We start from the raw sequence: 24,786 nt of genomic DNA, 5'->3' as shown, positions 1-24,786 counted from the left end.
AGGCAGAAGCCTTGCGGCTTATCGCCTGCACAAAGGGGTCAGGGCTGTGGCGCAAAAGATACCGCCAAGAATGGCCGCCGCGCTTATGCCGAGGCGCAGAGTGATGGCTTCTCCCATAAACAGTGCGCCGCCAACGGCTGTGATAAGCGGCACGCTCAATTGCACAACGGCGGCAGTGGGCACATTGAGTTTGGGCAAAACAGAGTACCACAACACATAGCCCAAGGCCGAGGCAATGCCTCCGGCGAAGAGGGCGCACACTACTCCCGCAAAGGGCAACACAGGGCCACCTGCCCCCACGCCGCTTCCTGCTGCATCCAGCCAGGCCAGGGGCAAAATAAGCAGGGCCAGGGGCAGACAGCGCACAAAATTGCCCGCTGTGGCGGCCACAGGCGCACTGTTGCGGCGGCCCAACAGGGTGTAGGCAGCCCATGACGCACCGGAAAGAAAAATAATGGCCGACGGCCATAACGGCGGCGCGTCCAGCCCCGGCAACAAAAGGTACACAAGACCCGACATGGCCAGCCCGATGCCCAGAGCCTGAGCGCGGCTGGGGCGCTGCCCCAGGGCCATTCCCGCTCCCACCATGCTGACCTGCACGGCCACGGCGATAATGAGCGCCCCGGCTGCGGCCGGCAGATTGACGTAGGCCCAGGAAAAGCAGGCCATATAGGCAAAAAGGGCCAGAGCTGCACTCCAGCTGCCAGACTGCAATGCGCGCTGACCACGCGACGCGGTGAGCACCCACAGCACAGCGGCAGCCGAAACAGAGCGCAACACAGTATAGCTTACGGGATCCATGCCCGCTCCAAAGAGCGCCATACGGCACAGCAGCGAGTTGGCCGCAAAGAAAATCATGCAGACAAGCGTGAGAAGCGCAGTGACAGCTATGTTGCCTTGGCGGACGCCGTTTTTTTGGCTGCCGCCGGGGGTCACTGTGAAAACCTTGTGCCTTGCAGCTTGCGGAAAATGGTACTGCGGTTGACCTGAAACAGTTCGGCTACACGCTGTACGGAACCGTGCACCTCAATGGCTTTAAGCAGAAAATCGCGCTCCATTTCCGCCATAATCTCACGCAAGGGACGGCGGGCGCTGAGCACGTCTTCCGAATAGCGCGAGGCGTCGTTACTGACGCCAGAAATCTGTGTGGGCAGGTCACGCGGAGAAATAAGCGGCCCCGTGAGCGTAATGACAAGACTGTGCACGAGGTTCTGCAATTCCCGCACATTGCCGGGCCAGGCATAGGCCGCCATCATATCCAGCGTCACGTCCATAAAGGCCATGACCTTGTGGTATTTGGCCATGTAATGTTCAAGAAAATGCTCGGCCAGCATGCGCACGTCTTCCCTGCGCTCCCTGAGGGGAGGAATGCGCACGGTGGCCACGTTGAGGCGGTAATAGAGGTCACGCCGGAATGTGCCCGCTTCCACGCTTTCTGCCAGATTGCGGTTGGTGGCCGCAATGATGCGCACATCCACCTTGCGCGGGCTTGACGCGCCCACCCGCATGATCTCGCCGTCCTGAAGCACCCGTAAAAGGCGTGTCTGCATGGACAGAGGCAGCTCGCCCACTTCGTCCAGAAAAATGGTGCTGCCGTCGGCAATTTCAAAGTACCCGGCCTTGCCCTTGTTGGAAGCTCCGGTAAACGCGCCGGGCATGTAACCAAACAATTCCGATTCCGTGAGGGTTTCGGAAATGCCGCCACAGTCGACCTTGAGCAGAACCTTGTCCCGGCGCTCCGAAAGCCCGTGGGTAAAACGGGCGAAAACGTCTTTGCCTGCCCCTGTTTCTCCAAGGATAAGCACGGTGGCGTCTGTGGCGGCAAAGCGCCGCAAAAGCGAAACCACTTCGCGCATGGACGGGCTGACATACACAGGCTCGCGTACCTTGTTGCCCTCATTACTGATATACGCCAGCTGGTCATTGATCTGGTCAATGAGCTTACACTGCCCAGTCACCTGGTCCTGCAACTGGGCCAACAGGGTAATATCACGCGCAAAGGTGACCACAAGGCAAAGTTCGCCCCGTGAATCAAAAACGGGAAACCCTGTCAGGACCAGTTTTTTGCCGTCCTTGAGCTGCTGCACATGGGTCGTGGGCCTGCCAGTACGCACGATTTCCGGGTTCAGAATGTGGTCAAAAACCCCCTCTTCCACCAGACAGCGCACGTTTTTGCCCTGTAGCTGCGCCTGCGTAAGGCCGGTCAGCTGCTCATACATGCGGTTAACGCGCAAGCTTATGCCTGAGGCGTCGCTGATAAACACGCCTTCAGGCAGAGCGTCAAGTATACGCTCCACATGTTTGGAAAGCAGTTCCTGAGAACGGTCAGCCATATTTCAACCCGGTAAGATGCTATGTAATCAGTTTGAAATCTGCACTCGCTCGCCCAAAATGTCCAGAGCCGTCTTTTGCAGCCTGCCCATAAGGGCTTTATCCAGGCTCACTTCGCCCATAGGAACGTCTCTGGCAAGAAAATGGTACTTCTGCGTACCCAAACGGTGGTAAGCCAGCATTTCGTATTTGACATGCGCATAGGGCTTGAGGAATTCGGCTATGGCCGCAATGGCTTCCTCGGTATCGTTGAATCCGGGGATGACTGGCGTGCGCGCCAGTATGGGCAGATCGGGAAATTCCTCGGCCAGGATACGAAAGTTCTCAAGAATGCGCGCATTGGGCAAGCCCGTGTGCGCTTCGTGCACCGCACTGTCCATATGCTTGATGTCGTAGAGCACATAGTTCAGGTAGGGCGCGGCTTCACGCACGGTTTCGGCCGGCACCATGCCGCAGGTTTCAACAGCGGTTTTGATGCGCCGTACGCGGGCTTCGCGCAACAGGGCCACGGCAAAGGTTCCCTGCAACAGGGGTTCGCCGCCCGAAAGGGTCAGGCCGCCGCCGGAACGCGCGTAAAAGGCCATGTCCTGCTCCACAACGCGCAGCACATCGTCCACAGTGCGTTTTTTGCCATATACCAGCAAACCCTGTGCAGGACAAATTTCGGCACAGGGCATGCCACAGCCCGTGCAATGGCTGCGGTCAACGACAGGCTTGTCATCATCGCCACAGGTGATGGAGCCGTGCGGGCAAGCAGGAATGCAGTGCCCGCATTTGGAAACATCAATGCAACGGCCGTGATTGCAGGCCAGCTCGGGATAGGATTTTTGCGATTCCGGGTTGCTGCACCACTCGCATGAAAGGGAACAGCCCTTCAAGAAAACAATGGTTCGTATGCCCGGCCCATCGTGTACGGAATATTTTTGAATATTAAATACCATGCCTTGCTGCTGGCTGTCATCCAGGCACATATTCCCTTCCTTTGCGAAGTCTTTTGATCTGTGGCGTTTCAAGGTCTGCCCGGCAAAAAGATGTTTCCTTTTCCAGCGCGGCAGTCTTCCATGTAACAGTATTTATCTGCAATAACTTACAAAGCAGCTCAATGAATCTCTCGGATGCGGGCGGCACATGAGCAACCGTAGCGTGGGCATGAACAACAGCACCACGGTCATGCCGTCCCTATAATAAAACTTTTCTCAACCTGAGGCGCACAGCCCTCAATACAATAATGCGGGGAAGGGCCATGGCCCTTCCCCGCTGTTAAGCTGTGTGTACCTACATCACATCATGTTCGGTACGGGCGATGAGGTCGTTCTGCAGATCGGGCGACAGGTCCACAAAGTAGGCGCTGTAGCCAGCGATGCGCACGATAAGGCTGCGGTACTTCTGCGGATCCTTCTGGGCGGCAACAAGGGTGCCCTTGTTGACCACGTTGAACTGCACATGCCAGAGCTTGAGGTCGCAGAAGGTGCGGATGAAGGACACCAGCTTTTCCGTGCCCTGCTCGCCTTCTACGCACTTGGGCGTGAACTTGATGTTCAGCATACGGGCGGCGCGGTCGCGCATGCCCATATTCTTGGTGGTGCAGTTGGAAAGCAGAACCGCCGTGGGGCCGTTGACGTCCGCGCCGTGCGAAGCCGAGGAACCGTCGGACAGGGGGAAGCTGTCGGTACGGCCATTGGGCGTGGCGGAAACCACCTTGCCGAAGGGCACATGCGAGGTGAAGGGCACGTAGCGCACATCGTTGTGGATGCCCAGATCCTTCATTGAATACTTGTTGCCGTATTCCACGGAAATCTTGTCGATTTCGCGGCCAATGGAGTCGGCGTATTCGTCATTGTTGCCGTAGCAGGGAGCCGAGCGCAGCAGGGCGCGCACGTCGTCGTAGCCCTCGAAGTTGGCGTCGATGGCAGCGATAAGCTTGTCCATGCTCAGCTTCTTTTCTTCAAAGACCAGCTTTTTCACTGCTGCCAGGGAGTCCACCACGGTGCCCAGGCCCATATATTCGAAGTAGCCCAGGTTGATGCCTTCGGGAATCTGTTCCTGATGCAGATCGATGCAGTGCTTCATGCACAGGTCATGCATGGCCGAACCCATCGGCTGGGCAAAGTGATTCGCGCGCAGCTTGTTGATGATGTACTGCTGGGTGAAAGCGGTCTTGAGGAAAAGCATGTGCTGTTCCACATAGGCATTCCAGAACTCGTCCCAGGTTTTGAAGTTACGGGGATCGCCGGTTTCAACGCCCAGCTTCTGGTCGCCGTACTTCTTCATGCGGCCATTGCGCAACACCATTTCCACGGCGGCGGCAAAGTTGATGTACGCCCCGCCGGAGGTGTAGGTGTCGCGGTTGGGCATGCGGGCCTCGGTGCAGCCAGAAACGGCGTAGTCCAGGGCCTCTTCAAAGGTCGCGCCCTTGGAAACATACAGGGGCACGATTTCTTCGTCGTTGATAAGCTTGGGGAAACCGGAACCGTACTTGATGGTTTCAGCCACGTCCCACAGGTAGCGTTCAGGCGCACGGGAATGGATACGGGCCGCCAGGTCGGGGTAATGCAGCGGAAATTCGCGCTTGGACTTGAGGATCAGATAGGTGAGGTCATTGCTGGCGTCACGGCCGTCCGGGGTCTGGCCGCCAACGGTCACGGCTTCCCAGTGGGCGTAGCCTTCGTTGAAAGCGCCGCCGGTGGGCGAAATGTACATGTCGATGAACTCGGCCATGCCAACCCACATGCATTCCAGCAGTTCCAGAGCCTGGGCTTCGGTGATCTTGCCTGCGGCGCGGTCCTGCTTGTAGTAGGGGTAGAAGTACTGGTCCATGCGGCCATTGGAAATGGTGGTGCCGGTCTTCTGCTCAATGCGCGAGAACATCTGGGTGAACCACTGGCTCTGGCAGGCTTCCCAGAAGTCACGGGCGGGTTCGCCAGGTACGTGTTCGGCATTTTCAGCCATGCGCAGCAGTTCGGCCTTGCGCGTGGGGTCGGTTTCTTTTTCAGCCATTTCGCGGGCGAGCACGGCGTGGCGCTTGGCCCAAAGCACGATGGCGTCGCACACGATGACCACAGCTTCAAGGAAGGGACGCTTTTCGCGGTCTTCCTTGGGGCTCATAGGATCAAGAGCAGCCAGCTTGTCTTCGGCTTCCTTCTTGATGCTGTTGAAACCGCGCTTGAGGATCTTTTCAAAGTCGTGCACCCACTGGATGGACGAGCGGAATGAAGAGGTTTCATTCACGATGAAGCGCGAAATCAGACCTTCAGGATCATCATAGGTCAGCTTGTGCACTTCGGCGGGCAGAGCCGCGTTCAGGGCTTCATGGTAGGTCTTGCCCTTCCAGTAAGGAGCTATTTCTTCCACCACACGCTTGGCGTCTTCAGGAGTAATGGTGGCCGGAGACGTTTTACGGGTGGGCAGGTCGCGCACCGCGATGTCCAGAAAGTCGCCGTCAAGCTCAGGATAAAGGATGCCGTAGCGGCCGTCGCAGCCAGCGCGGCCCAGCAGCAGCTGACCTTCCTGCACATAGACGGTCATGTTCTGGGCGATATGCATGAGCGCTTTGGCCCAGCGCAGCACAAGAGGCTGCCCTTCGGTCTTTTCCATTGACTGGGTGAAATACAGGGCACGCTCGATATCAATGCGAGGCTTCTGCCCTTCAAACCGCTCAAGCAGACTGAAAACGCGGGGATGGGTCTTGCGGAACTTGTCTTCCCTGCCCTCAATCTTGTCATACAGACGCTGTTCCTGAGGGGACCGGCATTCGCAAGTAGTCATACTCATCACGTTACTCCTGAAATAATATGAATATAAGGCGCGCGGGTCGCTTATATGCTGCCGCGCGGAGAATGCCTTGTAAAAGGGGCAATCCTCATCGCTTGCCCCTTATTTGCATGGGGCATGCCATAATTTTTAACATACTAAAATATTTACTATTTTTAAAAATTATTTCGGTTTAGGCCAAAAGCTTCTGCGCCAGTTTTCACAATAGCCGCAAATTTGCATCACTTAGTAAGACTTTTTGATAAAAGCGCCCATTTGTGCGACGCAAATTTGCATCATATCTTGATTTACGGCCTTGCAATTCTGCTCCAAGCCATTGCATACCTAATATGATTTTCTTTTCACAATCAGCGCAAATTTGCCCAAAGACAACGTTTCCTACTAGCTGCAAATTTGCGACATTGCCTTTTCCTCAAGTGTGAGTTTGATTAATTTCATAGCACAATACGCTGATTATACATGAAAATTATTATATAAAAATACGCAACAGCCCAATACGCTCTGGCACGCATCGTGCAAAACGAAAAAAATCACAAAGCAGGTCAGGTCCGTGCATACTGCCCCGCTTTTTCGTAACCGTTCAGGCAGGAGAGGAGACGATGAGAAAAACATCACATTCCACACCTATGGCAGGTGCGTCCGGAATGCCCCAAGGGCAAACCGGATCACGTGGACGCTCGGGCCGGAAAGCACGCCCTTCAACACTTCAGACAGTCCAGGAGATCTGAGCATGAAGGTCATAGACTTTCGCTTCCGTCCCAACACACCGGAAATCATCAACGGCATCAAAAACAGCGCCATGTTCAAGGCGGCTTGCAAGGCCATCGGTTTTGACAAGCGCAAGCCGCAGCCCCTTGAAGACATTGTGGCTGACCTGGACCGCCTTGACGTAGAGCTTGGCGTCATTACCGGGCGCGACTGCGAAACAACCTACGGATTCCCGGCCAACAATCAAAGTGTTTTGGAATTTTGCCGGGCTTACCCCGAAAGATTCGTGGGTTTTTGGGGTATTGATCCTCACAAAAAGATGGCGGCCCTGCGGGAGATTGAGCACGTCTCTTCCGAATATGGCATGAAGGGCATTGCCATTGACCCCTACCTTGCCCATATTCCAGCCTCTGAGGCCCGTTTTTATCCCATCTATGCCAAGTGCTGCGAACTGGGGCTGCCGGTATTCATCACAATGGCCCCGCCGCCGCAGGTGCCTGGAGCCATTCTGGAATACGCCGACCCCCGCGACGTAGACAAGGTCGCCCGCGACTTTCCCGAGCTCACGCTTATCATGAGCCACGGTGGCTACCCCTTTGTAAACGAAGCTGTTTACACCTGCCTGCGCAACGCCAATGTGTACATGGACATCTCTGAATACGAACGCGCGCCCATGGTGGACGTGTACGTACAGGCCATGAACGAGCTTATTACCGACAAGGTGCTTTTTGCCAGTGCGCACCCCTTTGTGGAGCTGGCAGACGCTCTGGAAGCATATGAAGCTTTTGAACTGACTGAAGAGGCCCGCCGCAAGGTCATGTATGAAAACGCCCGCCGAGTGCTGGGCCTGTCCTAAGGAGAAAAAAATGAGCACTGCCGCTTCCGACGTACAAGCACAAAAAAACCTGCGCCGCGTGGTAATATCCTCCCTTATGGGCGCTGTTATTGAATGGTATGACTTTTTCCTCTATGGCGTTGTGGCCGGGCTTGTGTTCAACAAGCTGTATTTCCCTGCGTTTTCACCGGGCGTAGGCACCATTCTGGCTTTCGCCACCTTTGCCGTGGGCTTTGTGGCCCGGCCCCTGGGCGGCATCATCTTTGGGCATTTTGGCGACAAGATTGGCCGCAAAAAAATGCTCATTCTTACCCTGGAAATTATGGGTGTGGCCACGGTGCTTATCGGCTGCATCCCCTCCTATGACAGCATTGGCATCTGGGCGCCCATTCTGCTCGTCATATGCCGCCTTGCTCAGGGCATCGGCCTTGGCGGCGAATGGGGCGGCGCTGTGCTTATGGCCTATGAGTCCGCCCCGGCGCACAAACGTGCCTTTTATGGCAGCCTGCCCCAGGTCGGTCTTTCACTGGGCCTTATGCTGGCGTCCGGCGTCATTGGTTTGCTCTCCTGGCTGCTGCCCGACGAAGCCTTCATTTCCTGGGGCTGGCGTATCGCCTTCATTCTGAGCGCCGTGCTGGTGCTGGTGGGCGCGTACATCCGTACTTCGGTTCAGGAAACCCAGGACTTTTCTTCTGCTAAAAAAGAAGTGGCCAAAATCCGCTACCCCATGCTGGAAGCCTTCAAGCGCTACCCCAAGACCCTCACGGCCTGCGTGGGAGCCCGCTTTGTGGAAGGTATTGCCTTTAACGTGTTCGGCGTATTCTCGTTAACATATCTTACGCAAACTGCGGGGGTCAGCCGTACCGTGGCCCTCATGGCCGTAGTGGTGGCTTCAGCCGTTATGGCCTGCTTTATCCCCTTCTGGGGCTCTATGGCCGACCGCGTCGGCAAGGCCCGCATCTTCGGCACCGCCGCCCTGCTGCTTGGCGTGACCGCCTATCCCGTCTTCTGGGTGTTGCACAACTATGCAACCACCAATCTTTTCTTTGTCTACCTGGCCATTATCATTCCTTTCGGCATCATTTACGCCGCCGCGTACGCCAGTATGGCCAGCTTGTTCTCTGAAAGCTTCGACCCCACTGTGCGTTATTCAAGTATCTCCTTCGTGTATCAGTTCTCGGGCATCTTCGCTTCCGGTCTGACGCCGATGATCGCCACCATTCTGGTGCAGGCCAACGACTCTCAGCCCTGGTATCTCTGTGGCTACCTGCTGGTGGCGGGCATCATCAGCGCCTTGGCGACTGTCTGGATAAGCTGCTTGAAGTCCGCCAAAGCCGAACCCCGCGCACTGCCCACTGACGGCAACACCGTTGTCGCCGGAAATGCCGTGCCCGAATAAAACATACAAAAACTCTCCTCCAAAAGAGCGGGGGATGTTGCCGCATCCCCCGCTCGCTCATACCGGCAGAACTCATAATGTCGGTAAAGAACCGCAGGCCATCCCCATGCGGTACCAGGCATCCGGCTCATATGCTGCCGCAAGGCCGGATGCAGCCTCCATACCTGACTCCTCGAAGTGATCTCCCACGCCCAGGCGTGAGAGATCACTTTTGCATTGGCTAGAGGGAAACACTGATTTATTCCGTTGGCGGCGTTGCTTCACTTTTAATGAAATAACTGCGCGGTTCCAGGAGGCTCTTTAATCAATGCTTCCCTGGAAATCGGCCCCTGAAATAGATTCACCGTAACATGTTTTTCATTTTAATATTGCCGTTCTGCCCAAATACAATTTCGGGCAGAACACGGCACGTCAGACAAGCTATAGCACGCCTGCAAAAAAGCATGCAGCACCGCCTGTGATTTGGCCCTGCATGGCATCGCAGATAGCAATATAAAAAATAACCCTCCGGCAAATTCACAGCCGAAGGGTTATTAAATGAACACTGATGACAGGATGAGCTAGTCTTTTTTCGCTTCGTCCTTATGCCCCTGAGCGGGTACGTCTTTTACGTCAACAATACGCACGCCAAATTCGGCAATACCCTCGGGCGGTCCATAAAACAGCACCATAAAGGGCACTTCGCCGCCACGCGGCACGTTTGTATTGTTGGTGAGAATCTCTACCTTGTTATTAAGGAAAGATTCCATTTCCTTTTCGCTCAGTACCTGCAACTGGAAGAGCGAGAGTTGCACCCCGCCCATCTGTTTTTTGGTAGCCAGGGCTTTTTTATCTTTGTCGTAAATGGCGGCCTCAACAGAAATCAGTTCCTTGGGATCTGGAAATTCGTTGACGACCTTGCCTTCTATTACAAAAACCTTGCCGACCTTTTCATTATCCACATAGTACTGGCGCACGTTGCGCATGGTGAGCAGTTCCACCTTCTTGGCAAGTTCCTGCTCAGAGGGCGGAGTGTCAGTTGTGGTAGCAAAGTATTTAAAATACCAGTAGCCGCCACCTGCGCAAGCCAGCACCAACAGCAGTACAGCCAGTATCTTGCCAAGCCTGCTCCGGCCCTTGACGGGCATGTCCGGCAGCGGGCCCTGAGTCGCAAGCTGCTCCGCCGGATCATAGGCAAAAACAGTTTTACAAACCGTGCAGCGTAACTTTACGCCCGGCTTGGCAAACTGCTCCGGCAGATTAAAGCGGCTTGAACAATTGGGACATCTTACTTCCATGCCGTTACTCCCCAAAACCATATCCGGCAGCCGGAACCAGCAGGATTCTGTTATTCGGGTATGATCTCAAAAATACCAGGCAGATTACGATAGTGTTCCGCGTAGTCGAGACCATAACCAACGATGAAGCCTTCGTTCAGCTTAAAACCGGCAAAGTCAACTTGTACATCAATTTCGCGCCTTTCATTCTTGTCGACCAAAGCGGCCAGGCGCAGGCTGCGGGCCTTGCGGGCGGCAAACTGACCAAGCAGAAAACGCATGCTGTACCCGCTGTCCACAATATCTTCCACTATCAGCACATGCTTGTCGCAAATGTCAATCTCAACATCCTTGCTGAAGATCACATGCTTTGAAGTGGAGGCTCCCTTGCCGTAGCTGGACAGGCGCACGAAGTCCAGCTCCAGATTTTTGTTGTGCAAGGCGCGTACCAGATCGCTGAAGAAGACAAAGCCGCCCTTGAGCACACACACGGCTACCAAGGGTTCCTGCCCATAATGGGCGTCAATTTCAGCAGCCAGTTCCTTAACCCGTTCGGCAATTAATTCCGCACTATAAACGGTTTTCAATTCTTTGACCTTGAGATCATGCCCCACCTTAGCCATCTGATCCTCCAACACGGGCTGCGCTGACGCCCCCGCTCTCAGGGGCCGTGGCGTTTGCCGGCTCCAGTGCAAAATACCCGCGTTGTTTCGCGCGGCAGAAGCAACGACCGTCAAATGCGCTCGCTGTCTCCATTAACAGTGCCATTACGCCCTGGCCTCCTGACGACCCACGACCATAACGCGGCCCGCCCCAATCTCAAACATGAAAACCGTTCCCGCTTCTGCTTACTTTTGTTCAAGCAGCTTGTTGAACACCATTTCCATCATCTCGGTATCGGCAATACCCGGCTCGGATATTACCCGCTGACCGTCTTTGGCGTAAAAAACATTGTGCGGGATGCTGCTGACCTGAAAAGCCTTGGTAATGTCGCGGCCAGCCATATACACAGGGTAATCCATACCCATTTTCTTCATAAAGGGCACCACGACCTTTTCGTCTTCATCGACAGAAAGGCTGATAATAAGTACATCCTTGCCCGCAAATTTCTTGTTTACGGCCACCAGATCAGGAACTTCAACCTGGCAGGGAGGGCACCATGTGGCAAAGAAGTTGAGCATGATGACCTTGCCCTTGTTCTTGGCCAGCAGATCGGTGAGGCCAGCAAGGTTGAGGGAAGGCACCGAGGCAGACGCCCCAAAGGCCGCGCATGGCAGCAACAGGCAAAGCAAGAGGGGGAGAATGATTTTTTTCATATACTACCTTGATGAGTTGCAAACCCATGTATAACGTGAGCAGTTACATGCCGCCCAGGCCCGCACGTGGATGTCCGGCATGACTACTCCCACGCACCAAGTCAGTCTACATAAAATTTTTGGCAGCCCGCACCGCTCCCACAGCATCGGCGCAATACGCGTCTGCTCCGATGGAGTCGGCAAAGGCCTGGGTGACAGCCGCGCCGCCCACCATAACCTTGATGGCCAGCCCCTTTTCTTTCACCAGTTGTATGGTGTCTTCCATACGAACCATTGTGGTGGTCATCAGGGCCGACAGGCCGATAATACTCGCTTTATGCTCAAGGGCGCAAGCCACGATGGCGTCGGCAGGCACGTCCTTGCCTGCGTCAATGACGTCAAAACCGTGGTTGCCCAAAAGCAGGGATACGATATTTTTGCCAATATCGTGAATATCGCCTTCCACCGTGGCCATAACCACCACAGGCCTTACTTCCGGCCCCCGCCCGGCTTCGAGCATGGGCTTCAGATGGGCGAACGCCGTCTGCATGGTTTCTGCCGCACGGATAAGCTGGGGCAGAAAATATTCGCGCCTTTCATAGCGCGCGCCAACTTCTGTGATGGCGGGGATAAGCACTTCCTGAACAAGACTGAAAGGCTCTGCTCCCTTGTCCAGTTCTGCTTGCAGCAGCGACAGCACATTTTCCCTGTCGCCGTTGAGCACGGCGTCGCCCAAGGTTTTAGCCGCCCCACCGCCGCCCTGGCGCTGCAAAACGCTGCCTTCGCCCGCCTTCCACCCGGCATAGCCGGAAATAAAGGAAGCCGCGTGCGGGTCGTGTTCTCCCAGCACCTTAAGGGCGTCAGCCGCCTCGCGCAGGCGTTGGGCCGAGGGATTGGCAATGCAGGAAGAAAGGCCAGCCCCGGCAGCGTAAGCCAGGAAGGTGGCATTGAGCAGGTCACGCGCAGGCAGACCGAATGAAAGATTGGAAAGGCCCAATGTGGTGGGAAGCCCCTGGCTGGAGCACCAGCGCGTCATTTCAAGGCACTGGCGAGCGCCATCCGGGCTGGATGATACTGCCAGAGCAAGAATATCCACCATCATGAGGCGGCGCGGAATGCCCAGCAGCTCGGCGCGCTGGATCAGACTTTCCACAGTGCGGATGCGGTCGGCTGCCTTTTCGGGCAGGGTTGCTCCTTCAATGGGCAACAAAATAAACGGAGCACCGTAGTCGCGGCAAAGCGGGCCCAGCAGCTCCATGCGTCCGGCTTCGCCGCTGATGGAGTTCACCAGAAAAGAACCGGGGCAATACGGAAGCGCGTTGGCAATGGCCTGGGCATTGGACGAATCCACAGAAAGCGGCACTGTGAGCCGCCCCACAAGATTCTGCAACAGTTCCGGCAAAAGCGTGGTTTCGTCTACAAGGGGCGCGCCCACGTTGACGTCCAGTATTGTTGCTCCGGCCTCCAGCTGGGCGTCGGCAAACTGCATGGCCGTGTCAAAGCGGCCTTCCTGCAATTCCAGCGTAAGCTGTTTTTTGCCTGTGGGATTGATGCGTTCGCCAATGATGGCAAGCGGATGCCCCTCGCCTATGCGCACCAGCTGTGAACGGCTGGTGAGGCAGATTCCCCGGCGCTCAACCTTTGGCGCGCAAACCTCACCAAGGCCACGCAAGGCCTGCGACAAGGCCGCAAGATGGCCGGGGGTGGTGCCGCAGCAGCCGCCAAGCACCTGTGCGCCAAGGTGGGCAAAGGGAGCGGTTTTTTGGGCAAAGCCTTCCGGCCCAAGAGGAAAGACGGTTTGCGTGCCGTGCAGTTCGGGCAGCCCTGCATTGGGTTCGGCCATGACGGGGCAGGCGCAGACGCTCAAAAGCTCCGCCACAACGGGTTCCATCTGCTCTGGTCCCAGACTGCAGTTGGTTCCCACCACGTCCACACCCATATTCTGCATGGTTTCTGCAAAAATGGCGGGGGTAGAACCTGTAAGGCTCACGCCCTGCTCAAATGTCATTGAAACCATGACAGGCAGGTCACATTCTTGCCGGGCGGCCACCACAGCCGCTCTGGCTTCTGCCAGATCAAACTGGGTTTCAATAAAGATAAGATCCACCCCTCCGGCAACGAGACCACGAATCTGAAGAGCAAAGGCTTCAATAAGCTCGCTGGGTTCCGCTGGCCCAAGAGGTTTGATGAAATGCCCGGTGGGCCCCACGTTGCCAGCCACAAAAACAGGACGGTCTTCAGAACGCGGCACGTCTGCGGCGGCAGCGCGCGCAACAGACGCCATGCGTTTATTGAAAGCAAATACGTCCAGCCCTTTCGGCAGCTTATAGGAGTTCCCACCAAAGGTGCACGAGGTCAGAATGTCGACCCCGGCCTTGAGGTAGGAGGCGTGGATTCCCCGCAGAATATCGGGGTTTTCCATACAAAATTCTTCGGGGCTGGTGCCAGCGGGAAGGCCCGAGGCCTGGAGCATGGTGCCCATGGCCCCGTCCAGCAAAAGAGGACGCCTCGTGCCGAGCGCTTGTCTGAATGTCATGAATGCCGCCTCTTGGCCGTCATAATTAATATAGTTGAAAGTCTTGCCGGGCATCAGCGCCATCGTGGCGCAAGCCCGTCTTTGCTTTCCGGGCATAATGCCTGTATGCTGTTAAAACGTCCCCAAGGCTACAGGGTGTTCCGAAAAAGAAGCGCCTCGGTGTAACCGCCAGAAGCCACGCAAGACTCGAAAATCTGAAGCGGTAGGCCGGACAGACTGATTTCAGCATGGTCTCGCACGGCAAAGGGGATGCGGTTGGCCTTTCAGTACTGAATAATATTGAAAAGAACAAACCAAAACTATAGCATACAGACATTGCAGCGCATTTCATAGCGCCAATGACTGAGTATGGATAAAATGAAAAAAAATAGCAAGATAGCCCTCAGCACGGCCAAGGCCGCCCCAAAAACGGAAAAAGGCGAAAAAAACGCGCCTCCGGTTGGGGTTGTCGAAATTCTTGATGGGCCGCAGAAATCCCAACCCCGCGCCAATTCGGCCCAAAGCGGCCCCAGCGCCCGCTCTGGCCTGAAAGGCAAAGGCAAGTCTGCTGCCGATCAGGAAGAAAAAAAGCAGCAAGGCAAAAAGAAAAAATCCTCATCGCCTGTTGAGCGGGATGAAGACAGCCGTAACTCCGGCCCTATTCTGGACGTTGACGACCTGGAATCCGCCCCCGAGCACGACGAGGAAGAACTGGATTTCGAGTCTCACGACGATCAGGAAGACCTTGTTGATTCAGGGCTGGACACAGATATGGACGAGCCCCCGCTGTCCCTCGGAGAAGACAGGGACAGAGACATGCCCGCGCCTTCGTCTTCACGCCTGCCCGCAGTGGGCACACGCGACAGCCTGCACCTGTACCTGCGCGAAATGAGCAAGTTTCCCATGCTCAAACCCGACGAAGAGCATGAACTGGCTGTGCGCGTGCGCGACCATAATGACGCAGACGCGGCCTTTCGCCTGGTGTCTTCACATTTACGGCTGGTGGTGCGCATAGCTATGGACTTTCAGCGCCGCTGGATGCAGAACGTGCTCGACCTTGTGCAGGAGGGCAACGTGGGGCTTATGCGCGCGGTCAACAAGTTCGACCCCGACAAGGGCATCAAATTTTCCTACTACGCCTCTTTCTGGATCAAGGCCTATATTCTCAAGTTCATTATGGACAACTGGCGCATGGTTAAAATCGGCACCACTCAGGTGCAGCGCAAATTGTTCTACAACCTGAACCGCGAACGGCAAAAGCTTATCATGCAGGGTTTTGACCCTGACGCAGCCATGCTCTCGGAACGCCTTGGCGTGACTGAAGACCAGATCAATGAGATGGACCAAAGACTGGCTTCTACCGACATGTCGCTCAACGCCCAAGTGGGCGAAGACACGGGCGGAGCCACAAGAATGGACTTTCTGCCCGCCCTTGGCCCGGGCATTGAAGACACGCTTGCCACTGACGAAATCGCAGGACTGGTACGTTCAAAGCTCAAGACGATCATGCCAAAACTCAATGAAAAAGAGCTGTATATCCTGCACAACAGGCTGCTTACAGACGAACCGGTTACCTTGCGCGAGATAGGCGAAAGGTATAATATAACAAGAGAGAGAGTGCGTCAGCTTGAGGCGCGGCTGGTGGAAAAAATCGGCCAGCACCTGAAAAGTGGTATCGAAGACTTCTCCGATCATTGGATTCAATCCTAAGCAGCACGGATAAAGTCCGCAATGAAACGTAAGCATATCGCGCTCTTTTGCGCCCTGACACTGGCCGCGGCCACCTCCTTCTCCCTTCTTGGCTGTGGGGGCTGTGCCGGCACCAAGACCGCAGCCGAAAAAGGTGCTACAGCAGAAGAGGTCAACTACTCTGCCCTGCGCCATGTTGAAGTGCGTCAGCCCGAAGAAAAACTTTCGCCAGAAGCCAAAAGCACCTATGCCTTCCTGCTCTATTCGCAGGCGCTTAACGACGAGGACGAAGCCGCTCTTTTGCAGGCCGCGCCTCTCATGGCGGCTGCAAAGCTTCCCGCCAACATATGGCTTGAAGGCGGCGTCTGGCTGGTGAGCAGAAAATCGGCAGAAGCCGCGCCCTATCTGGAGCAAGGCCTGGCCGTCGCGCCGGACGACATGTCTCTCAACCTGCTGTATGCCGAAGCACTTATGGAGCAAGGCACGCCGGAACGCGGCGTGCAGCTCATGCGCGCCTTCCTTGCCAAGCATCCCGGCTCGCTGGATGCCCGTCTGGAACTGGCTTTGCTGCTGGTAAAAAGCAAGGAATACGCCGAGGCTGAAACCCTGCTCAACAGCGTAAGCTCCAAGGAGCGCACGCCTCTGGTGGACTACTACCATGCCCGTGCCCTCATTGGCATGGACCGCAGTGCCGAGGCCATTCCCTTCCTTCAGAAAGCCATCAAGGAAATGCCCGATTTTGTGGAGGCAATGGCCGAACTGGCCTTTATTCACGAGCAGCGCTCGGAATTCAAACCCGCCCGTACCCTGTACGAAAAGCTGCTTAAGCTCAATTTTTCGCCCCAGGACGTACTGCTCCGCCTCATCAGCCTTTCGCTGCGCATGAACCAGCCTGAAAAGGCTTTGAAGTACATGCGCCAGGGGCCGGACACTATTCCCTTCAAGCTTACCGTGGCCGGGCTGTTCATTGATTCGCGCCACTACCTTCAGGGAGAAACCCTGCTCAAGCAGATTGCCGCCAGAGACGACGCCCCGGTTGACGTCTACCTGCTGCTGGCCGACCTGAACTACGAGCAGCGCCGCGATCTGCCGATGGCGCTTTCGTGGCTGGACAAGGTTCCGCCGCAAAGCAAGGCTGCCCCCAGGGCCGCCCTGCTGCGCATACAGCTGCTCGGCGAGGCTGGCAAGGAACAGGAAGCCCTGGCCGTGACCAGACAGTCCCAGAAGCAGTTTGAGGACGCTCCTCAGTTCTGGGAACTGGAAATCCGTCTGCTGGCGCGCCAGCAACAGATGCCACAGGCTCTTGAAATTGCCCGCAAAGCCGCAAAAAAATGGCCCAACAACGCTGACATGGCCTTTCTTCTCGGCTCGCTGCTTGACGAATCGGGCGATAAAAAAGAAGCCTTCAAGGTAATGGAGCACATACTCACCCTGCATCCCGAAAACTATCAGGCGCTGAACTATGTGGGCTATACCCTGGCGGAAGAAAACCGCGATCTGGAAAAAGCCCTGAGCCTGCTTGTCAAGGCAGATGAGCTTTCGCCCAATCAGTCCTATATTGTGGATTCCCTGGCATGGGTACTCTATAAACTGGGCAGAAACGAAGAGGCTCTCAAGGAAATACGCCGTGCCGTCAAACTCGACGAGCATGTAGACGCTTCCATATGGGAGCATTATGGTGACATAGCCTCCAAAATGGGGCTCAAAGACGAGGCCCGCACCGCCTATCAGAAGGCGCTGGACCTCAAACCCGCCAATGCAGACGCATTGCGGAAGAGGCTTTCACAGTTATGAAAAAATTTCTCGCTCTTTGCTGCCTTTGCAGTCTGGCATTGCTGACCGCCTGCGCAAAGCAGCCGTCTTTGGAAATGACGCCTGAAAATCAGGCCAGACTTGAAGAACGCTGGCAAAAATTTGCAGTCAGAGGACAGGACATGGCCCTGACGCCTTACCGCCTGCAAATGAGCCTGCGCTTTGGCACCGAGGGCGATACCCGGCGTGTTACAGCCCTTTTCTGGGGCAACAGCCAGCGCAAGCTGCGTCTGGACGTTATGGCCGGAGTTGGCGCCACGGTGGCCAAAATTCTGGAAGACGGCCAGCATTTCCTCGTCTACAGCCCCACCGACAACAAGGCATACTTCTATCAGGGAGCTTCAAAACCCCTGCTTCAGGTCGGCGTGCCGATCCCCTTCAACCTCGGGCATCTGGCTGATCTGCTCAACGGACGCTACAGCCAGGTTTTCGGCAAAAGTTTCACCTCCGGGGCATTCATACCCGGCGACCTGGCCCAATACACGCTTGAGGGCAACCCCGGCGGCGTGCTGACCCTTGATGCCGCTGGCCTGCCTGTGGCCTGGAGTGAAAAGGGCGACAGCGGCAAGGGCTGGAAGATGGAGGTGGTTTTTGATGAATCACAGCCTCCTCTGCCCCAGCGCCTCAATCTGACGCACAGCAATGGCAAGCGCGCCATCGTGCTCGTCAAGGAAAGAGAAAAGCCCGCCACGGCCTTTACAGAAGAGCAAATGACCTTATCCATACCAGAAGGTGTTCCTCTGCTGCCCTTGGCAAAATACCAGCAGCGCTAGAACATACCGGCGCCAGATTTTATCGGTTTCGGGCAATTGGGTTTCGCTTTTCCGTACTGGCGCCCTGCTGTGCCTGCAAATGAAAAGCTGCCTTCTTGGGCCAACCTTATGACCTGCGGCATTACTGACAGGTCCGGGAACAACCGATGCGACCCGGCACAAGGAATTCTTCAGCATATTGAAAATACGCATTTCTGATGCGAAACTGCTTTGGCAGGCTGATTGGCCTATGCGGTCAGCCTGCCCTCACCCTTGCAGGAGTTGTTATGCAATCCATCCATCTGGCTTCGGACCACACTGGCGTTGACCTCAAAACCACACTGGCCGAACATTTGGGAAAAATGGGCATCAATGTCATCAACCACGGCACTGATTCCAGAGACAGCTGCGACTACCCCGTGCTGGCGCACAAGCTTTGCGCCGCTGTGGAAGCCTCTGGCGAACTGGGTATTCTCATCTGTGGCACCGGCATCGGCGTTTCCATTGCAGCCAACCGCCATTCCGGCATCCGTGCCGCCCTCTGCACCACAGAACTGCACGCCCGCATGTCGCGCCTGCACAATAACGCCAACGTGCTTTGCCTTGGTGCGCGCGTTACGGGCGTGGAGCTTGCCAAAGCCATTGTGGACGCCTTTCTGGAAAACAGCTTTGAAGGCGGGCGTCATCAGCGTCGCCTGGATATGATCAACCTCCCCGCGTAAAGGAAGACCATGCAGCTTTACAACACCCTGGGCCGCCAGAAAGAAACCTTTGTTCCGGCACGTCCCGGCAAGGTCAACATGTACGTTTGCGGCATCACCGCATACGACTACTGCCATATCGGCCACGCCCGCTCTGCCCTGGTTTTTGACGTGCTTGTGCGCCAGTTGCAGCACTTGGGCCTGGACGTGACCTTCGTGCGCAACTTTACCGACGTGGACGACAAGATCATCAATCGCGCCAACAAGGAAAACCGCGACTGGCGCGAAGTGGCCCAGACGTATATCAACGCCTTTTACGAAGATATGGATCGGCTGGGCGTGCTGCGGGCAGACTTTGAACCGCGCGCCACGGACCATATCAAAGAAATTCAGGATCTTTGCTCCAAGTTGATCGCTGCTGGCAAAGCCTACGCCACGCCCTCGGGCGATGTGTACTTCAGGGTGCGTTCTTACGAGGCCTACGGCAAACTCTCTGGCCGCAGCCTCGACGAGCTGCTTTCCGGGGCGCGCGTGGCCCCCGGTGAAGAAAAGGAAGATCCGCTGGATTTTGCCCTGTGGAAGGCCGCCAAGCCCGGCGAACCCTCATGGGAAAGCCCCTGGGGGCAGGGCAGGCCCGGCTGGCACATCGAATGCTCGGCCATGAGCGAATCCTTTCTGCCTCTGGACATACACGGCGGCGGTCAGGACCTCATATTCCCGCACCACGAAAACGAAATCGCCCAAACCGAGGCTGTATGCCATTGCCATCTGGCCCGCTACTGGGTGCATAACGGCTTTGTGCAGGTCAACGCGGAAAAGATGTCCAAGTCGCTTGGCAACTTCAAAACCATCCGCGACATTCTTGAAAGCTATTTGCCGGAAACCCTGCGGTTCTTTTTGCTGGGCAAGCATTACCGCAGCCCCATTGATTTCACGGCAGACAGCATGGACGAAACGGAAAAAGCCCAGCACCGCGTGTACCTCGCCCTGCGAGAGGCGGAAAAAGCCCTTACCCGCGAAAAATGGAAGAAAGTCCCCCTGCCCCAGCAGATTGCCGATGAATGGGCAGCGCAGCCCAAGGCGCTGGACGAGGCAATGGATGACGACCTTAATACAGCGCAGGCTCTGGGGCACATATTCACCCAGGTGCGCATCATAAACCGCCTGCTGGAAGACAAAAACCTGCGCGCCAGCGAAGCAGGCCGGGATGTTCTGCAAGAATTTCTTGCCCGTGCGCAACAGTGGAATACACGCCTGGGCCTTTTTGGCCAAAACCCTGAAACCTTTCTGGCTGCTTTGCGCACTATGCGCGCCAGCCGTAAAAATATTGATATGCCCCGCGTTGAAAGCCTGCTGCGTGAGCGGCAGGACGCCCGCGCCAGCAAGGATTTTGCAAGCTCCGACGCACTGCGTCAGGCTTTGCAGGACCTGGGCGTGAGCGTACGCGATACCCCTGAAGGGCAGGACTGGGATCTGGAGTAGACCCAGTCACGGGCACTCGGGAGAACCTATGTTGCATTACTGCGCCCCACGTCGATGGACGGCCCTGATTGTACTGCTGGCCTTTCTGCTGCCGCAGATATGCCCGGCGCCCGCGCATGCCTTCTTTTTCGGCGGCGTGACCATCAAGGACGAAAAGGAGATGGGGCAGAAGTTCGACATTATGGTGCGTTCCAATCTGCCGGTCATTGAAGACCCTGAAGTCAAACAGTATGTGGACTACATGCTGTCCCGGCTGGTAAAGGCCATCCCGCCCCAGCCATTCAGCTTCAAGGCCACCACAATACTGCACAACTCTCTCAACGCCTTTGCTGTGCCCGGTGGATACGTTTATGTATTCACCGGCCTTATCATGAATCTGGATAAAGAAGAGGAACTGGCTGGCGTTTTGGCCCACGAACTGGCCCACGTCACGCAGCGCCACGTTGCTTCGCGCTTGCAGCGGGCCCAGTTTGTGACCCTTGGCTCCCTGCTGCTGGCCGTCGCGGGTGTGGCGGCAGGCGGTGCGGGCGGCGGCGCTTTGGCAGTCGGCGCCATGGGGGCCGGGCAGTCGGCCATGCTCAACTATAGCCGCATGGATGAAAATGAGGCCGACCACATTGGTCTGCAATACCTCATTGCCGCAGGCTACCCCCCGGGAGGCATGGTCGGGGGCTTCAAGGTGCTGCGCCAGAAAAGCTGGATGAGCGGCATCAGCGTACCCACCTATCTTTCCACACACCCAGACCTGGGCGACCGTGTCAACGGGCTCCAGGCGCGTATTCAGACCATGTCCAAGTCTGTTCAGGACCGCAACCAGGACAGCAAGCGCTTCACGCGTGTAAAAACCCTGCTGTGGGCCAGATACGGCGACGAACAGGCAGCCCTGCAACGTTTTTCGGCCAATGACGGACTTTCGAGCATGGGACGGGGCATTGTGCTTGCGCGGCAAAACCGCATCAATGAGGCCAGCACAGCCTTTGATCAGGCTCTCAAGGTCGCGCCCGACGATCCGCTGGTATTGCGGGAGGCAGGAGCCTTCCATTACCGCAAGGGAGATATGAGCCGGGCTGATGGTTTGTTATCCAAGGCCATGCGCATTGATCCTAAGGATTACATGGCCTCTTTCTTTTATGCGCGCATGCTGGACGAAACTGGCAGGCAGGCCCAGGCTGCCAACCACTACAAAGATGTGTTGCGGTATGTGCCAGAGGATGCCGAGGTACACGAAGCTTACGCCCGCTCACTGGGCAAGGCTGGCAATACGTCCGATGCCTACATCCACATGGCTTACAGCGCCCTGTACTCCAACAACAAAAAACTTGCCGAGCGTTACTTCAACGAAGCCAAGAGCATGTCGAGCCGCAGCACGGACAAGCGCGCTTTTCAGCGTCTTGAGGCCGCCTACAAGGAACGCAAGGAAATATGGGACAAGAATTGATGGAAACGCACGCCACAACTATTCTCGCCGTTCGTAAAAACGGTCTGGTGGCCCTGGCCGGTGACGGGCAGGTGACCATGGGGCAGACAATGATTATGAAGCATGCTGCCCAAAAGGTGCGCCGCCTGCACGACGGCAAGATTCTGGCTGGCTTCGCCGGGGCCACTGCCGACGCATTTACCCTGTTTGAGCTTTTCGAGGCCAAACTCAAGGAAGTGCGCGGCCATATGGTGCGCGCTGCCGTTGAAATGACAAAAGACTGGCGCAAGGACAAATACCTGCGCAAGCTTGAAGCCATGCTGCTTCTGGCCGACAGTGAACATATTCTGGTGCTTTCGGGCACGGGCGACGTCATTGAGCCGGACGACAATGTGGCAGCCATAGGCAGCGGCGGCCCCTACGCTCTTGCAGCGGCCAGGGCACTTTCACGCCACAGCGACCTTGACGCCGAAACCATAGCGCGCGAATCTATGCGGATTGCCGCTGAAATCTGCGTGTACACCAACGACCACGTAACTCTCGAAACCCTGTAAACCTACGGTATGAGAACAAGGATACGGCCATGAGCGTTCTCACCGCAGGCTGCAAGGTGAATCTGGGGTTGCGCATCACCGGAGTTCGCCCGGACGGCTACCACGAAATAGATTCTCTCTTTTATCCTTTGTCGCGCCCCTGCGATCATCTCAAGTTGCAGATTACAGACAACGCTGGCATTGTGGTGCGCTGCGACGAGGCAGGCCAAGCGGTACTGGATGAAGGCAACAATACCCTGACCAGGGCCTACGCGGCCTTTGCCGCCGCAGTTAGCTGCCCGGTGCCCGGCCTGAACGTACGCCTGCGCAAGGGCATTCCCTCCGGTGCGGGCCTTGGCGGCGGCAGCAGCGATGCAGCCGCGCTGCTGCGCTGGCTCAACAAAACTGTGCCCGCTCCACTTGACGCCCCGGCTCTTGCCGCTGTCGCCCTTGCTGTTGGAGCAGACGTACCATTTTTTCTTCACGAAGGCCCTTGCCGGGTGCGTGGCATAGGTGAAATTATCGAGCCTGCCGAACTGGATTTATCCGGCATGCGCATGGTGCTGGTGTGCCCGGAAATCCATGTGAGCACGCCTCGAGCCTTTGCCGATTACGATGCCTATCTGGCTTCACGCGACGGCAAAGAAGGTCAAAATAACTTGACAAGAGGCCCAAGCAAGGCTAATGGAACTTTTCTCTCCCGAGGGCGGTTTGACGCTGGCCTGGACAACGACCTCGAAACAGTTGTCTTTATGCGTCACCCCGAGCTTGCCGACATCAAGGCCACCCTGTTGCGCTGCGGCGCGGCAACGGCCTGCATGAGCGGCAGCGGCTCCAGCGTTCTGGGGCTTTTCGGGCGTGAGGCGTTTGTGGAAACACAGGCGGCCACGGCCACACTGCAGGGAGAGAACAGGCGCGTTTACGCGCATGTGCTGTAACAATACTGGGATGTAGCCAAGTGGTAAGGCAACGGACTTTGACTCCGTCATTCGAAGGTTCGAACCCTTCCATCCCAGCCACAGTATATTGCGAAGCGCGCTTTGACTGCCGGAGCGAATGTTATCGGAAGTATCCGGGCGCTCCGGTTGCCGCGCGGGAAAAATCCCGCATCCGGCGCCACAAGGGCGGTTGTCTGACAGTCAGCAACGCCTGGGGCTGGCGGCAGGCAAAGGTGTATAACCTAAATTGCTCTTTGACGCGCACAAGGCAGGGCGGTTCATGTTCAGCGATCTGAAGATCGTCACCGGTTCTTCCAATCCGGAATTGGCCAAGGCCATTTGCAACCATCTGGGCTGTCAGCTCACCCCAACGTTGTCCACAACGTTCAGCGACGGGGAGTTGCGAATTGAAATCGGCGATAATGTCCGTGGCGACGACGTTTTTGTGGTACAACCCACATGTCCGCCCACAGTCAATCGCAACCTGGTGCAGCTCTGCCTCATGCTGGACGCCCTCAAGAGGGCCAGCGCCGGGCGCATCACCGCCGTAATACCTTACTACGGCTATGCCCGGCAGGACCGCAAGGTCAGCCCTCGCGCGCCCATAAGCGCCAAGATGGTGGCTGACTTCATCAGCGTGGCCGGGGCGGAACGCGTAGTTACCATAGATTTGCATGCGGGCCAGATTCAGGGCTATTTTGATTGCCCGGTAGACAACCTTTTTGCCGTACCCGTTATGCTGGATGCCCTGCGCAAGCTTGGCGACGAAAAAATGGTCATTGTTTCACCCGATGCTGGCGGTGTGGAGAGAGCCAGGGCTTATGCCAAGCGCCTCAACGCTCCTCTGGCCATCGTGGATAAAAGACGCGACAAACCCAATCAGGCCCAGGCCATGCACGTCATCGGCGACGTGGAAGACCGGCTGGCCATTGTGGTTGACGACATGATCGACACCGCGGGCACCCTGTGCGCCGGAGCCGAAGTTCTGATGAAAAACGGGGCCAGAAAGATTGTGGCCTGTGCCACCCACCCCGTGCTGTCCGGCCCGGCCATTGACCGCATCAATGCCACCGAGGCGCTTTCACAGGTCTTTGTTACCGACACGATCCCGCTGGGCGACAAGCTGGAACGCTGCCCCAAGCTTGAGGTCATTTCTGTGGCCGCCATCTTGGGCAAAACCATTCACAACATCCATACCGGCTCGTCGGTCAGCGTGTTGTTTGTTTAGCAAAAAACCGTCGGCTCAAAGCCTTCGCGCATGACCGCACGGCATAATCCCGCAAGGGAATGGCAAGTTTACAGTAAAGAACTTTTCCGCACGTATCAGGCGGCGGTAAGCCAAGGAGTGGACC

At 56.4% G+C, this 24,786-nt stretch carries 19 protein-coding genes and 1 tRNA gene; 12 read left to right on the top strand and 8 right to left on the bottom strand.

Going from position 1 to position 24,786, the window contains the following annotated elements; translation table 11 throughout:
- Positions 1-18: 18 nt before the first annotated feature.
- The 4 genes from HNQ38_RS14430 to hpsG all read right to left on the bottom strand — a co-directional run bounded on the left by HNQ38_RS14430 (position 19) and on the right by hpsG (position 6,102).
- The gene (locus HNQ38_RS14430; protein WP_343060083.1) at positions 19-936 is read right to left on the bottom strand and encodes a DMT family transporter; all 918 of its coding nucleotides are present in this window, start codon (positions 934-936) and stop codon (positions 19-21) included.
- Positions 933-2,333, bottom strand: coding sequence for a sigma-54 interaction domain-containing protein (locus HNQ38_RS03920; protein WP_183718108.1), 1,401 nt, complete (start codon positions 2,331-2,333; stop codon positions 933-935). The genes HNQ38_RS14430 and HNQ38_RS03920 overlap by 4 nt, the downstream gene beginning before the upstream one ends.
- Before the next feature lie 27 nt (positions 2,334-2,360).
- On the bottom strand, positions 2,361-3,302 hold the full coding sequence (gene hpsH, locus HNQ38_RS03915) for a (2S)-3-sulfopropanediol dehydratase activating enzyme (RefSeq protein ID WP_183718107.1): 942 nt from the start codon (positions 3,300-3,302) through the stop codon (positions 2,361-2,363).
- Positions 3,303-3,606: 304 nt separating this feature from the next.
- Positions 3,607-6,102, bottom strand: coding sequence for a (2S)-3-sulfopropanediol dehydratase (gene hpsG, locus HNQ38_RS03910; RefSeq protein ID WP_183718106.1), 2,496 nt, complete (start codon positions 6,100-6,102; stop codon positions 3,607-3,609).
- 730 nt (positions 6,103-6,832) lie between these two features.
- Here hpsG and HNQ38_RS03905 point away from each other — a divergent pair.
- Positions 6,833-7,666, top strand: coding sequence for an amidohydrolase family protein (locus HNQ38_RS03905; RefSeq protein WP_183718105.1), 834 nt, complete (start codon positions 6,833-6,835; stop codon positions 7,664-7,666).
- Positions 7,667-7,676: 10 nt separating this feature from the next.
- The gene (locus tag HNQ38_RS03900; protein WP_183718104.1) at positions 7,677-9,044 is read left to right on the top strand and encodes an MFS transporter; all 1,368 of its coding nucleotides are present in this window, start codon (positions 7,677-7,679) and stop codon (positions 9,042-9,044) included.
- A 560-nt stretch (positions 9,045-9,604) separates the two neighbouring features.
- Here HNQ38_RS03900 and HNQ38_RS03895 read toward each other — a convergent pair.
- The 4 genes from HNQ38_RS03895 to HNQ38_RS03880 all read right to left on the bottom strand — a co-directional run bounded on the left by HNQ38_RS03895 (position 9,605) and on the right by HNQ38_RS03880 (position 14,131).
- Entirely contained in the window at positions 9,605-10,351 is a 747-nt protein-coding gene (locus HNQ38_RS03895; RefSeq protein WP_281377807.1) for a zinc-ribbon and DUF3426 domain-containing protein, read from the bottom strand.
- 20 nt (positions 10,352-10,371) lie between these two features.
- Positions 10,372-10,923, bottom strand: coding sequence for a hypoxanthine phosphoribosyltransferase (gene hpt, locus HNQ38_RS03890; RefSeq protein WP_183718102.1), 552 nt, complete (start codon positions 10,921-10,923; stop codon positions 10,372-10,374).
- A 225-nt stretch (positions 10,924-11,148) separates the two neighbouring features.
- Positions 11,149-11,616 (bottom strand): TlpA family protein disulfide reductase, encoded by a 468-nt coding sequence (locus HNQ38_RS03885; protein ID WP_183718101.1) that lies wholly within the window; start codon positions 11,614-11,616, stop codon positions 11,149-11,151.
- A 106-nt stretch (positions 11,617-11,722) separates the two neighbouring features.
- Positions 11,723-14,131: a homocysteine S-methyltransferase family protein gene (locus tag HNQ38_RS03880; RefSeq protein WP_183718100.1), complete on the bottom strand. Its 2,409-nt coding sequence runs from the start codon at positions 14,129-14,131 to the stop codon at positions 11,723-11,725.
- Positions 14,132-14,488: 357 nt separating this feature from the next.
- Between HNQ38_RS03880 and HNQ38_RS03875 the strand changes: the two genes are divergently transcribed.
- The 10 genes from HNQ38_RS03875 (at position 14,489) to HNQ38_RS03830 (ending at position 24,662) form a co-directional block, all read left to right on the top strand.
- On the top strand, positions 14,489-15,820 hold the full coding sequence (locus tag HNQ38_RS03875; protein ID WP_425485982.1) for an RNA polymerase factor sigma-32: 1,332 nt from the start codon (positions 14,489-14,491) through the stop codon (positions 15,818-15,820).
- A gap of 21 nt (positions 15,821-15,841) precedes the next feature.
- On the top strand, positions 15,842-17,593 hold the full coding sequence (locus HNQ38_RS03870) for a tetratricopeptide repeat protein (protein ID WP_183718099.1): 1,752 nt from the start codon (positions 15,842-15,844) through the stop codon (positions 17,591-17,593).
- Complete coding sequence (locus HNQ38_RS03865) at positions 17,590-18,384, top strand: hypothetical protein (protein WP_183718098.1); 795 nt, start codon at positions 17,590-17,592, stop codon at positions 18,382-18,384. Before HNQ38_RS03870 ends, HNQ38_RS03865 begins: the two co-directional genes overlap by 4 nt.
- Before the next feature lie 266 nt (positions 18,385-18,650).
- Positions 18,651-19,085, top strand: a complete 435-nt coding sequence (gene rpiB / locus HNQ38_RS03860; RefSeq protein ID WP_183718097.1) for a ribose 5-phosphate isomerase B — start codon at positions 18,651-18,653, stop codon at positions 19,083-19,085.
- A 9-nt stretch (positions 19,086-19,094) separates the two neighbouring features.
- Entirely contained in the window at positions 19,095-20,546 is a 1,452-nt protein-coding gene (gene cysS / locus HNQ38_RS03855) for a cysteine--tRNA ligase (RefSeq protein WP_183718096.1), read from the top strand.
- Positions 20,547-20,574: 28 nt separating this feature from the next.
- Positions 20,575-21,984 carry a M48 family metallopeptidase gene (locus HNQ38_RS03850; RefSeq protein ID WP_183718095.1) on the top strand — a complete coding sequence of 470 codons (1,410 nt, stop codon included), beginning with the start codon at positions 20,575-20,577 and terminating at the stop codon, positions 21,982-21,984.
- Positions 21,984-22,517: an ATP-dependent protease subunit HslV gene (gene hslV / locus HNQ38_RS03845; protein WP_183718366.1), complete on the top strand. Its 534-nt coding sequence runs from the start codon at positions 21,984-21,986 to the stop codon at positions 22,515-22,517. Before HNQ38_RS03850 ends, hslV begins: the two co-directional genes overlap by 1 nt.
- Positions 22,518-22,546: 29 nt before the next feature.
- Entirely contained in the window at positions 22,547-23,434 is an 888-nt protein-coding gene (ispE, locus tag HNQ38_RS03840) for a 4-(cytidine 5'-diphospho)-2-C-methyl-D-erythritol kinase (RefSeq protein WP_183718094.1), read from the top strand.
- A gap of 6 nt (positions 23,435-23,440) precedes the next feature.
- Positions 23,441-23,515, top strand: a tRNA-Gln gene (locus HNQ38_RS03835).
- Between the two features lie 199 nt (positions 23,516-23,714).
- Positions 23,715-24,662 (top strand): ribose-phosphate diphosphokinase, encoded by a 948-nt coding sequence (locus tag HNQ38_RS03830; protein WP_183718093.1) that lies wholly within the window; start codon positions 23,715-23,717, stop codon positions 24,660-24,662.
- Positions 24,663-24,786 lie beyond the last annotated feature (124 nt).

The sequence above is a fragment of the Desulfovibrio intestinalis genome (assembly GCF_014202345.1).
GTDB lineage: Bacteria > Desulfobacterota > Desulfovibrionia > Desulfovibrionales > Desulfovibrionaceae > Desulfovibrio > Desulfovibrio intestinalis.
The sequence above is the reverse complement of the archived record's forward strand: the minus strand, read 5'-3'. Positions and strand labels throughout refer to the sequence as shown.